Source organism: Pseudomonas sp. GW821-FHT03C07, assembly GCF_059420925.1.
The window spans coordinates 139,684-151,013 of the sequence record NZ_JBWKUQ010000002.1; the positions used below are offsets into that span (position 1 = coordinate 139,684).

The window sequence follows — 11,330 nt, forward strand, 5'->3', positions numbered from 1 at the left end:
CGTTCAATTAAGGCCGAACACCGTCCCAGTAGGAGCCGGCTTGCCGGCGATGAGGCCCTTGAGCCTTGCGCTGCCCATTCGGACGCCATCGCCGGCAAGCCGGCTCCTACAGGTTACGTGGCGTTTTCAATATCCCAACAAGGGACCTGCTCTAGATCCAGCCGCTGCTCTGCATCGCCTTGTACACCGCGACCGCCGCGAGGATGAAGAACGCCGTTGCCGCCAGGCGCCGGATCAGGGTCAACGGCAATTTGTCAGCCGCGAAGTTGCCCGCCAGTACCACCGGCACGTTGGCGATCAACATGCCCAGGGTGGTGCCGATGATCACTAGCCACAGCTCCGGATATTGCGCCGCCAGCATCACCGTGGCGATCTGAGTCTTGTCACCGATTTCGGCGAGGAAGAACGCGATCAGGGTGGTCAGGAACGGGCCGAATTTGCGCGCCGTGGTGGTCTCGTCATCATCGATCTTGTCCGGCACCAGGGTCCACAGGGCGGTGGCGGTAAAGCTCGCCGCGAGGATCCAGTGCAGCACCGCATCGGAGAAGAAACTGCCGAACCAGGCGCCTAGCGCACCGGCTGCCGCATGGTTGGCCAGGGTTGCCGCGACGATACCGGCAATGATCGGCCAGGGTTTGCGAAAGCGAGCCGCCAGAATGAGCGCGAGCAGCTGCGTCTTGTCGCCGATTTCGGCCAAGGCAACGATTGCAGTGGGGACGAGCAGGGAATCCAGCATCAGGTTTTCCTAAGGGGCGGGTCGACACGGCTATGACACGTACAGCCTTCCCGCCCCGGGTAAGGTGTGCGTGTCATAGGTCTTGTCAAACCCTGGGCCCGTCTGTGCGGACCCTGGGTCGCATGCGCCATGGTCTGTTGACCAAGTATGTTGACGCATGCCGGACGAGCGTGGCGCTCGTGGGAGACTACTCCCCTAGGACGGAGCGGATTCTGCCTAGGCAAAATCCATTGCGCAAGCCTTCTTTTTCAGCCGCGCTTGGCGCTGTAGACCCGAAAGCCCTGGCCCTCGGCCTTGGTCACACAGCGCCCCAGATGCTCTTCTATCAACGGCTGATAGCGCAGGAAACTGTTCGCCACCAGTCGAAGTTCGCCGCCGTTTTTCAGATGTTTGGCGGCTTTTCGCAGCAAGTTCTCCGTTGCCAGGTAATCGGTGTGGACCCCGACATGGAACGGCGGGTTGCTCAGGATCGCACTCAAGCCCATGGGTGCGGCATCGATGCCGTCACCGGTCAGCACTTCGCCGTCGAGGCCGTTGGCGGCCAGGGTCAGGCGACTGCTGGCGGTGGCAAAAGCATCGACGTCGAGCAGGATGACGTGGTTGTGCGGGTAACGGCGTTTCACGGCCGCGCCGAGTACGCCGGCGCCACAACCGAAGTCCAGCAGGTTGCCGCTCGGCAGTTTGTCCAGATGCTCCAGCAGCAGGGCGCTGCCGCGATCCAGCCGGCCGTGGCTGAACACCCCGGGCAGGCTGACCACCTTGAGCGGCCCTTCGGCCAGGTCCAGTTCATAGTGTCGGGCCAGGCTTTCCAGTGGCTGGGCGAGCGGCGCCTCGGCCACGGTGACCTGCCACAGCTGGCAATGCCGGGCGCTGTCGAGCTTGCGCGGCTTGCCGAAGGGGTTGAGCTGCTTGGCCGCGGCTTCGATACCGCTGCGTTTTTCCCCGACCAGGAACACCTCGCCGCCGGGCAGGCGCGAGGCCACGGCGTTGAGCAGGTAGTCGGTCAGGTCTTTGGCCTTGGGCAAGAACACCACGGCGCTGTCGAACGGCATCTCGGGGATATTCACGCCAAACTGGCTGCGGCCTTCGAAGCGCGCTTCGAGTGCCGCCTGATCGCCGGCGTGCCAGCACCAGCCGTGGGCGTTGGGCAGGCGTCCGAGCAGGTCGTCGGCGGGCAGCCCGACGAGCAACAGTTTGCCCTGGAAATACTCGGCCTGACGAAGCAGTACTTCACTGCGCGGATCCATGGTCTGCTCCCTGAAAAAAAGTGCCGCAGTCTATCAACTGACAACCCGCAATGCTTCACCGTTGAAGAAACCCCGGGCGTTTTCCGCCAACTGCCCGACGATTCGTTGCCGGGCTTCACGGCTGCCCCAGGCGTTATGCGGGGTGATGATCAGGCGCGGGATATCGCCGGCCAGCAGTGGGTTGCCGTTGGTCGGTGGTTCGACGCTCAGCACATCGCTGGCGGCCCCGCCCAGGTGGCCGCTGCGCAGGGCATCGGCCAGGGCCAGTTCGTCGATCAGGCCGCCGCGGGCGGTATTGACCACGAAGGCCCCGGGCTTGAGCTGCGCGAGTTCAGCGGCGCCGATGAAGTGGCGGGTGTATTCGTTGAGCGGACAGTGCAGGGTCAGCGCGTCGACCTGTGGCAGCAGTTGAGCCAGCGGCACGCGATCGGCCCGGGCCGGGCGTCCGGGAATCTGCCCGAGCAATACGCGCATGCCGAAGGCTTCGGCGAGTCGCGCCACCGCACCGCCGAGTTCGCCATGGCCGAGCAGGCCGAGGGTCTTGCCTTCCAGCTCGACAATCGGGAAGTCCAGCAGGCAGAACTGTTTGGCCTGTTGCCAGCGGCCTTCGCCCACGGCTTTCTGGTAATCGGTCAGGCGCGTGGCCAGGGCCAGCAGCAGCATCAGGGTGTGCTGGGCCACCGACGGCGTGCCGTAGCCCTGGCAGTTGCTCACGGTAATGCCCTGGGCGCGGGCGGCGGCCAGGTCGACATTGTTGGTGCCGGTGGCGCTGATCAGGATCAGCTTCAGGTCGGGACAGGCGGCCAGGGTGGCGGCGGTCAACGGGACCTTGTTGCTGATGGCGACGCTGGCGCCTTTCAGGTGTTCGACGACCGTCTCCGGCGTGGTCGTGGCACACAGCCGCAGCTCGTCGAAGCAGGCCCGCAGCGGATCGAGGTCCAGATCGCCGAGATCCAGGGAAGGGTGATCGAGGAATACCGCGCGGCGGGAGTTGCTCATCAACTGTACCTTTTGTGCTGTCGGGTGAAGGCGTAAGGTAGCCAGCCTAACAGACCTATTCAGTGACTGAGGAGCCCACCAACGTGTCCATCTACCTGACGGAATTCCTGACCGTTGCCCTGATTCACCTGCTGGCGGTGGCCAGTCCCGGTCCCGACTTCGCCGTGGTAGTGCGCGAGAGCGTGACCCATGGCCGACGTGCCGGCACCTGGACCGCGCTGGGCGTCGGCACGGCGATTTTCCTGCACGTGGGCTACTCGTTGCTGGGTATTGGCCTGATCGTGTCGCAATCGATCGTGCTGTTCAACGCTTTGAAATGGTTGGCGGCGGCCTATCTACTGTACATCGGCTTCAAGGCCATCCGCGCCAAGCCGGCCAAGCCTGCGACCGACGACCTGGCCTTGCAGGTGGGCGAGCGCACCGCTCGCGGCGCCTTCACCTCGGGCTTTGTGACCAATGGCCTGAACCCCAAGGCCACGCTGTTTTTCCTCTCGCTGTTCACCGTGGTGATCAATCCGCACACGCCGCTGCTGGTCCAGGCCGGTTACGGCGTTTACCTGGCCGTCGCCACCGCGCTGTGGTTCTGCCTGGTGGCGATGCTGTTCAGCCAGCAGCGTGTCCGCGCCGGTTTCGCCCGCATGGGCCACTGGTTCGACCGGACCATGGGCGCGGTGTTGATCGCCATCGGGGTCAAGTTGGCCTTCACCGAGATGCATTGATCGCTTTGAACTGATTCAAGGCATTCAGGTAGTCCCGCGGGTTGTCGCCGAGCAGGCGGCGAAACATCGAACTGAAGGCCCGGGCGCTGCCATAGCCCAATACCTTGGCCACGTGCTGCACGCTTTCCCCGGCGATCAGGCGTGGCAAGGCCTCCATCAGGCGTAGTTGCTGGCGCCAGGCATTGAAATTCATCCGCACTTGCTGCTGGAACAACCGCGCCAGGGTCCGGGTACTGGCGCCGACCTGTTGTGCCCAGTCTTCCAGGCTGTTGGGGTGATCCGGGGTTTCCAGCAGGGCCAGGCAGATCCGTTGCAGGCGCCGGTCGGTCGGCATCGGGATATGCAGCGGCAGATTCTCCAGGGCGGCCAGTTCCTCCAGCATAAGCTGCTGGATCAGCGGATTTCTCGCCTGTTCCGGCCCTTGCACCGCCCGCACGATCAACTCTCGCAGCAACGGTGTCACCGCCAGCACGCAGCAGCCGTGGAGGTTGGCCGGCGAATATTCGGCGGCGATAAATAACGAGCGCATGCGCACCTCGCCGCTCATGAAAATCTCATGCTCGACCCAGGGCGGAATCCACACGGCGCGGGTCGGCGGGATGATCCACGCGCCTTCGGCGGTGACCAGGCGCATCACTCCGCACACGGCATAGAGCAACTGCGCTTCCTGATGGACGTGCAGTTCCTGGTGCGCGCCATCGACGTAATCGCGGGGATAGGCGCTGACCGGGCCGTGCAGGAAGTGGCTGATTAACATGTCCGATTCCATCAGTCTGTCTGGTTTGATGAGTTTGTTGGCAGGTATGCGTTTTATCGCCAATTTAGCATAACGGACCGCTAACCATCCTGACGTGTGCCGTGATGAACCAACCCCGAAACGTAATCCGCTACATCAATGCAGCCCATGTGATCGACCACATGTTCATGCTGATCTACCCCGCCGCCGTGCTGGGCATGGGCCAGGCCTTTGGTCTCGACTTCGCCCAGATGATCGGCCTGTCCCTGGGTGGCTTCATTGCCTTCGGCGCCTGTTCGCTGCCGGCTGGCTGGTTGGGGGACCACTGGAGCCGGCGCAGCATGATGCTGCTGTTCTTCTTCGGGATCGGCACCGCGTCGATCTTTACCGGCCTGAGCAGTACGGCGCCGATGCTGACCCTGGGGTTGACCCTGGTGGGTGTCTTCGCCGCGATCTACCACCCGGTGGGCACCGCGATGCTGGTCAGCTATGCGCAGAACCGAGGCCGTGAAATCGGCGTCAACGGCATGTGGGGCAACCTCGGCGTGGCGTTTTCGGCGCTGGTCAGCGGCTTTCTGGTGGCGCAGTTCGGCTGGCGTTCGGCGTTTATCCTGCCGGGGGCGGTGTCGATCATTCTCGGTGTGCTGTTTGCCCTGCAGGTGCGCGAAGAGCCGATCCCGCTGCAGCCCCATGTGAAACTGCGCAACGCCAGCGGCCAGCAGATTTCCATGATCATGGTGTTCAGCGTCCTGGCGCTGGTCACGGCCACCGGCGGGGTGGTGTTCAACGCCACCACCATGACCTACCCGAAGCTGTTCCAGGAGCGCCTGCATGAATGGCTCGCGTCGCCGCAGTGGCTCGGTGTGATCGTCAGCCTGGCCTACGCCTTTGGCGCGGTGGCGCAGTTGAGCATCGGTCGGATGCTCGACCGCATAAGTCTGAAATGGCCATTCGTGGTCCTGACCCTGTGCCAGGCGCCCTTGCTGTTCGGATTGGCCTATGTCGACGGCCTGGCGGTGATGGTCCTGGGCGCGGCGCTGATGTTCGTGGTGTTCGGCCAGGTGACGGTGAATGACGCGATGGTCGCCAACTTTGTCGCGCCGCAGTGGCAATCGCGGGTCTTTGCCTTGCGCTACTGCCTGTCGTTCGGGGCCAGCGCGACGGCCATTCCGTTGATCGCCTTTGTCGAGCCGCGCCAGGGTTTCGCCGGCCTGTACCTGATCCTCGCGGGCTTCGCCACGCTGACGTTTGTTGCCGCCCTGGTGTTTCCGCGCACCCCGGCCCAGCAGCCCGCCGGGCAGCCGGCCTGAGCTTTGGCGGAGGTTTCCGTGGGTGCTGGCTGTGAGCTAGCACTCACGTTCGTCTGCAAATCATTCCTTTGGGTGATTTAGTGAGTGCGCGACGGCTCTAGAGTGCCTATCTTTAGCCACGACCGTGCAGACAGACCAAGGAAGCTCCATGTTGCAGACTCGTATCATTCCGCCCGCCGAAGGGGCTTATCAATACCCCCTGTTGATCAAGCGCTTGCTGATGTCCGGCAGCCGCTACGAGAAAACCCGCGAGATCGTCTATCGCGACAAGCTGCGCTACAGCTATCCGACCTTGAGCGAGCGGGTCGCCCGGCTGGCCAACGTGCTCACTGCGGCGGGAGTCAAGGCCGGCGATACCGTCGCGGTGATGGACTGGGACAGCCATCGCTACCTGGAATGCATGTTCGCCATCCCGATGATCGGCGCGGTGATCCACACCATCAACGTGCGCCTCTCGCCCGAGCAGATCCTCTACACCATGAACCACGCCGAGGACCGCTTCGTGCTGGTCAACAGCGAGTTCGTCGGCCTGTACCAGGCGATTGCCGGGCAGCTGACCACGGTGGACAAGACCCTGCTGCTCACCGACACCGAGGACAAGAGCGCCGAGTTGCCGAACCTGGTGGGCGAGTACGAGCAACTGCTGGCGGCGGCGAGCCCGGTCTACGACTTCGAGGATTTCGACGAGAACTCGGTCGCCACCACCTTCTACACCACCGGTACCACCGGCAACCCGAAAGGCGTGTACTTCACCCATCGGCAACTGGTGCTGCACACCCTGGGCGTGGCGACCATCATGGGCTGTATCGACAGCGTGCGCCTGCTGGGCACCAACGACGTCTACATGCCGATCACCCCGATGTTCCACGTGCACGCCTGGGGCCTGCCCTATGTGGCGACCATGCTCGGGCTCAAGCAGGTCTATCCCGGCCGCTACGATCCGGAGCTGCTGGTGGAGCTATGGCGCAGGGAAAAGGTCACCTTTTCCCACTGCGTGCCGACCATCCTGCAGATGGTGCTCAACGCCAAGGCGGCCCAGGGCACCGACTTCAAGGGCTGGAAGATGGTCATCGGCGGCAGTGCGTTGAACCGCACGCTGTATGAGACCGCCAAGAGCAAGGGCATTCAGTTGACTGCCGCCTATGGCATGTCGGAAACCGGCCCGCTGGTGTCCTGCGCGCACCTCAGCGACGAGCTGATGGCCGGCAGCGAGGACGAACGCACCACCTACCGGATCAAGGCCGGCGTGCCCGGGCCGTTGGTGGAAGCGGCGATTGTCGACGAGGACGGCAACTTCCTCCCGGCAGACGGCGAGACCCAGGGCGAACTGGTGCTGCGCGCACCCTGGCTGACCGAGGGGTATTACAACGAACCGCAGAAGGGCGCCGAGCTCTGGGCCGGCGGCTGGTTGCACACTGGCGACGTGGCGACCCTGGACGGCCTGGGGGTGATCGACATTCGCGACCGGATCAAGGACGTGATCAAGACCGGCGGCGAATGGATCTCCTCCCTGGCCCTGGAAGACCTGGTCAGCCGCCACCCGGCGGTACGTGAAGTAGCCGTGGTGGGCATTGCCGATCCGCAATGGGGCGAGCGTCCGTTCGCCTTGCTGGTATTGCGTGAAGGCCATGTGATCGGTGCCCGCGAACTCAAGGAGCACCTCAAGCCCTTCGTCGAGCAGGGCCACTTGAGCAAGTGGGCGATCCCGAGCCAGATCGCCCTTGTTACTGAAATTCCCAAGACCAGCGTCGGCAAACTGGACAAGAAGCGCATCCGCATCGATATCGTCCAATGGCAGGCCAGCAATAGCAGTTTCCTCTCGACCCTTTGAGGTGTCCCCGCCACGCCCGAAAGGGCGTGGCAGCCCCACCAAGCAAGCGCTTGGCTTGTCGAATTCGAATTTTCAGTCATTCTTGCCCGCCGCTTTTCAGCGGCTTGGCGAACGCATTGTTTGTGCAGTGGCCCCAGGGTGCAAATCACACTTTAGAGGGATCAAGCGGTACTGGCTGCTGGCTATAGTCCGCGGACAGATTTTCAGGAGTGGGGCAGGCCGGCGATACGCCGGGCCGCCACTTCGGGCGATGGATGGGAGTGTCTGCTTCCCTTTCGTCCGAGGCGTTCCTGAAGGTGCTCACTGCCAAAACAATAAAAGCACATGGAGTATGTCGATGATCGTGTTAAACCCGTTCTGGCGCCGGGCGAAACTGCCCTTGGCCGTCAGCCTCGCCTCTACGCTCGCCGGTCCCGCTTTTGGTGTCAGTTTCAATGTCGGTGAGATCGAGGGCAGCTTCGATTCGTCCCTGTCGCTGGGGGCCAGTTGGTCGACGCAGAATCCCAACAAAAACCTGATCGGCGTCAACAATGGCGGCGCGGGGTTGTCGCAGACCTCCGATGACGGACACTTGAACTTCAAGGCCGGTGATACCTTTTCGAAGATCTTCAAGGGTGTGCATGACCTTGAATTGAAATACGGCGATACCGGTGTGTTCGTGCGCGGCAAGTATTGGTACGACTTTGCCTTGCAGAACCAGGACCTCGACTTCAAGAACGTCAGCAACGATGGCCGCCAGGAAGGTGCCAAGTCTTCCGGCGGGGAGATCCTCGATGCTTTCGTCTATCACAACTACAGCATTGCCGACCTGCCGGGCACCGTGCGCCTGGGCAAACAGGTGGTGAGCTGGGGCGAAAGCACCTTTATCGGTGGCGGGATCAACTCGATCAACCCGATCGATGTGTCGGCATTCCGTCGTCCAGGCGCCGAGATCAAGGAAGGCCTGATTCCGGTCAACATGTTCTACATGAACCAGAGCCTCACCGATAACCTCTCGGCGGAAGGCTTCTACCAGATAGGCTGGGATTCGACGGTCACCGACAACTGCGGCACCTTCTTCTCGCAGTCGGACATTTCCTCGCATGGTTGTGACAATAACCTGCGGGTCTTGAACTCGACCGCCACGATCAGCCCGGCTCAGCAAGTGGGGCTACGGCCATTGGGTGTCGATATCAACGGCGAAGGTGTCCTGGTTCGACGTACACCCGACCAGGACCCCAGCAGTGGCGGCCAGTTCGGCTTGGCCATGCATTACAACTTCGAGCCGCTGGACACCGAGTTCGGCGCCTATTTCATGAACTACCACAGTCGCGCGCCAATCTTCAGTGCCAAGGGCGCCTCCCAGGCGGTCTTCAATAGTGCTCCGTTCCTCGGTACGGCGGCCCCCTTGGTGGTGGCCGGCAACTCCAGCTACTTCATGGAGTACCCGGAGAACATTCGCCTGTATGGCTTGAGCTTCTCCACCACCTTGCCCACCGGTACCGCCTGGAGTGGCGAATTGAGCTACCGGCCGAATGCGCCGGTGCAGATCAGCTCCACCGATATCCTGTATGCCGGTGTCACACCGTTGCCAGGCCTGGGGAATGCCTCGATCATCAAGGGTTCGCCGGGGCAGACGATCAACGGCTATAACCGCAAGGAAATCACCCAGTTCCAGACCACCTTCACGCATTTCTTCGATCAGGTCATGGGCGCCAGTCGCCTGACCCTGGTCGGTGAAGCCGGGATCACCTATGTGGGCGGCCTGGAAAGTCGGGACAAGGTTCGCTACGGCCGGGATCCGGTCTATGGGCCGGGCACCTTGCCGAACGGTTTTTGCCCAACCCTCAATAGCGGCACGATCAATGGCGCCGGGCCCGGCGCGGACGCCAGCAACCGCAGCAGCAACTGCAACAACGACGGCTTCACCACCGCCACTTCCTGGGGTTATCGCGCCCGGGCCATCTGGGAATACCCGGATGTCTTCGCCGGGGTGAACCTCAAGCCCAACGTGGCCTGGTCCCATGATGTGAAAGGTTATTCGCCGGGCCCTGGCGGCAACTTCGAACAGGGGCGCAAGGCGGTCAGCCTGGGCCTTGATGCCGAGTACCAGAACACCTACACCGCGAGCCTGAACTACACCAATTTCTTCGGTGGCGACTACAGCACGGTGGATGACCGTGACTTCGTCGCGCTGAGCGTTGGCATGAACTTTTAAGTACGCTGAATTTCAGGAAGAACAAAAAGATGAAAATCACCAAGAATCTGCTTCAGGTCGGTGTGCTGGGATTGTCGTTGCTGGCCAGCGGCGTGATGGCGGCGGTGTCCGCCGACGAAGCGGCGAAACTGGGCGCGAGCCTGACCCCGATGGGCGCGGAAAAGGCCGGCAATGCCGCCGGCAGCATCCCGGCCTGGACGCCGATGGCGAAGACCATCGGCACGGCCGACAGCAAGGGTTTCCTCTCCGATCCGTACGCCAGTGAAAAGCCGCTGTTCATCATCACCGCGCAGAACGTCGAGCAGTACAAGGACAAGCTGGCCCCGGGGCAATACGCGATGTTCAAGCGCTACCCGGAGACCTTCAAGATGCCGGTCTACCCGTCCCATCGCGGTGCCACCGTGCCGGATGAGGTGTTTGCCGCGATCAAGGAAAACGCCTCCAGGACCAACCTGGTCAGCGGCGGCAACGGTCTGGAAAACTTCAAGACCGCCGTGCCGTTCCCGATCCCGAAAAGTGGCGTGGAGGTGATCTGGAACCACATCACCCGCTATCGCGGCGGCAGCGTGACCCGTCTGGTGACCCAGGCCACGCCCCAGGCCAATGGCTCTTACAGCCTGGTGTACTTCCAGGACCAGTTCGTCTTCCGCGACAAGATGAAGGACTACGATCCGGCCAACCCCGGCAATATCCTCTTCTACTTCAAGCAGAAAGTGACCGCGCCGGCACGCCTGGCCGGTGGCGTGCTGCTGGTCCACGAAACCCTCGACCAGGTCAAGGAGCCGCGTTCGGCCTGGGTCTACAACGCCGGCCAGCGCCGTGTGCGACGTGCCCCGCAAGTCTCCTATGACGGCCCGGGTACCGCCGCCGACGGCCTGCGCACCTCCGACAACCTGGACATGTACAACGGCGCGCCGGACCGCTACGACTGGAAGCTCGAAGGCAAGCAGGAGATGTACATCGCCTCCGACAGCTACAAGCTCGATTCGCCGCAGCTCAAGTACGCCGACATCATCAAGGCCGGCCATATCAACCAGGACCTGGCGCGTTACGAGCTGCGCCGTGTCTGGCACGTGGTCGCGACCCTGAAGGAAGGCCAGCGCCATATCTACGCCAAGCGTGACTTCTATATCGACGAAGACACCTGGCAGGCGGCGGTGATCGACCACTACGACGGTCGCGGGCAACTCTGGCGTGTCGCCGAAGCCCATGCCGAGAACTACTACGACAAGCAAGTGCCGTGGTACGCCCTGGAAACCCTCTACGACCTGCAGTCCGGTCGCTACCTGGCGCTGGGCATGAAGAACGAAGAGAAGCAGGCGTATGACTTCGGCTTCACCGCCACCACCAGCGATTTCACCCCAGCTGCCTTGCGCCAGGACGGCGTTCGCTGAAACTGTGGGAGCAGCGCCGGTCGATGATCGATTGCCCGCGAAAGGGGAATGAGGTCAATGTCCATCACTGAAGGTTGAACACAGTCCCTGTGGGGGGGGGGGGGGGGGGGGGGGGGGGGGGGGGGGGGGGGGGGGGGGGGGGGGGGGGGGGGGAGGAGGGA

9 protein-coding genes and 1 riboswitch are annotated in these 11,330 nt (G+C 62.8%); of the genes, 5 read left to right on the forward strand and 4 right to left on the reverse strand.

Translation table 11 applies throughout. The annotated features are described in order from the left end of the window. Positions 1–151: 151 nt before the first annotated feature. The 3 genes from AC07VG_RS03885 to AC07VG_RS03895 all read right to left on the reverse strand — a co-directional run bounded on the left by AC07VG_RS03885 (position 152) and on the right by AC07VG_RS03895 (position 2,982). Positions 152–736, reverse strand: a complete 585-nt coding sequence (locus AC07VG_RS03885) for a TMEM165/GDT1 family protein (RefSeq protein ID WP_495000605.1) — start codon at positions 734–736, stop codon at positions 152–154. Between the two features lie 87 nt (positions 737–823). Next, positions 824–945: riboswitch (yybP-ykoY riboswitch) on the reverse strand. A 39-nt stretch (positions 946–984) separates the two neighbouring features. Beyond that, positions 985–1,983, reverse strand: coding sequence for a methyltransferase (locus AC07VG_RS03890; protein WP_495000606.1), 999 nt, complete (start codon positions 1,981–1,983; stop codon positions 985–987). A gap of 33 nt (positions 1,984–2,016) precedes the next feature. Next, positions 2,017–2,982, reverse strand: coding sequence for a 2-hydroxyacid dehydrogenase (locus AC07VG_RS03895; RefSeq protein WP_495000607.1), 966 nt, complete (start codon positions 2,980–2,982; stop codon positions 2,017–2,019). Positions 2,983–3,071: 89 nt separating this feature from the next. On the opposite strand from AC07VG_RS03895, the gene AC07VG_RS03900 reads away from it, so the two are divergent. Continuing rightward, the gene (locus AC07VG_RS03900; protein WP_248799016.1) at positions 3,072–3,701 is read left to right on the forward strand and encodes a LysE family translocator; all 630 of its coding nucleotides are present in this window, start codon (positions 3,072–3,074) and stop codon (positions 3,699–3,701) included. On the opposite strand, the gene AC07VG_RS03905 is transcribed toward AC07VG_RS03900, so the two are convergent. Further along, on the reverse strand, positions 3,685–4,458 hold the full coding sequence (locus tag AC07VG_RS03905; protein ID WP_495000608.1) for an AraC family transcriptional regulator: 774 nt from the start codon (positions 4,456–4,458) through the stop codon (positions 3,685–3,687). The genes AC07VG_RS03900 and AC07VG_RS03905 overlap by 17 nt on opposite strands. 104 nt (positions 4,459–4,562) lie before the next feature. On the opposite strand from AC07VG_RS03905, the gene AC07VG_RS03910 reads away from it, so the two are divergent. The 4 genes from AC07VG_RS03910 (at position 4,563) to AC07VG_RS03925 (ending at position 11,169) form a co-directional block, all read left to right on the forward strand. After that, on the forward strand, positions 4,563–5,747 hold the full coding sequence (locus AC07VG_RS03910; RefSeq protein ID WP_495020525.1) for an MFS transporter: 1,185 nt from the start codon (positions 4,563–4,565) through the stop codon (positions 5,745–5,747). A 148-nt stretch (positions 5,748–5,895) separates the two neighbouring features. Beyond that, positions 5,896–7,578, forward strand: a complete 1,683-nt coding sequence (locus AC07VG_RS03915) for a fatty acid--CoA ligase (RefSeq protein WP_495000610.1) — start codon at positions 5,896–5,898, stop codon at positions 7,576–7,578. Positions 7,579–7,915: 337 nt separating this feature from the next. After that, positions 7,916–9,775, forward strand: a complete 1,860-nt coding sequence (locus tag AC07VG_RS03920; RefSeq protein ID WP_495020526.1) for a DUF1302 domain-containing protein — start codon at positions 7,916–7,918, stop codon at positions 9,773–9,775. Between the two features lie 29 nt (positions 9,776–9,804). Continuing rightward, positions 9,805–11,169 (forward strand): DUF1329 domain-containing protein, encoded by a 1,365-nt coding sequence (locus tag AC07VG_RS03925; protein ID WP_495000612.1) that lies wholly within the window; start codon positions 9,805–9,807, stop codon positions 11,167–11,169. Positions 11,170–11,330 lie beyond the last annotated feature (161 nt).

Excerpts from the sequence above, each read along its gene's own strand:
- AC07VG_RS03885 (WP_495000605.1), bottom strand. The coding sequence starts at position 736 with ATGCTGGATTCCCTGCTCGTCCCCACTGCAATCGTTGCCTTGGCCGAA.
- AC07VG_RS03890 (WP_495000606.1), bottom strand. The coding sequence starts at position 1,983 with ATGGATCCGCGCAGTGAAGTACTGCTTCGTCAGGCCGAGTATTTCCAG.
- AC07VG_RS03895 (WP_495000607.1), bottom strand. The coding sequence starts at position 2,982 with ATGAGCAACTCCCGCCGCGCGGTATTCCTCGATCACCCTTCCCTGGAT.
- AC07VG_RS03905 (WP_495000608.1), bottom strand. The coding sequence starts at position 4,458 with ATGTTAATCAGCCACTTCCTGCACGGCCCGGTCAGCGCCTATCCCCGC.
- AC07VG_RS03910 (WP_495020525.1), top strand. The coding sequence starts at position 4,563 with ATGAACCAACCCCGAAACGTAATCCGCTACATCAATGCAGCCCATGTG.
- AC07VG_RS03915 (WP_495000610.1), top strand. The coding sequence starts at position 5,896 with ATGTTGCAGACTCGTATCATTCCGCCCGCCGAAGGGGCTTATCAATAC.
- AC07VG_RS03920 (WP_495020526.1), top strand. The coding sequence starts at position 7,916 with ATGATCGTGTTAAACCCGTTCTGGCGCCGGGCGAAACTGCCCTTGGCC.
- AC07VG_RS03925 (WP_495000612.1), top strand. The coding sequence starts at position 9,805 with ATGAAAATCACCAAGAATCTGCTTCAGGTCGGTGTGCTGGGATTGTCG.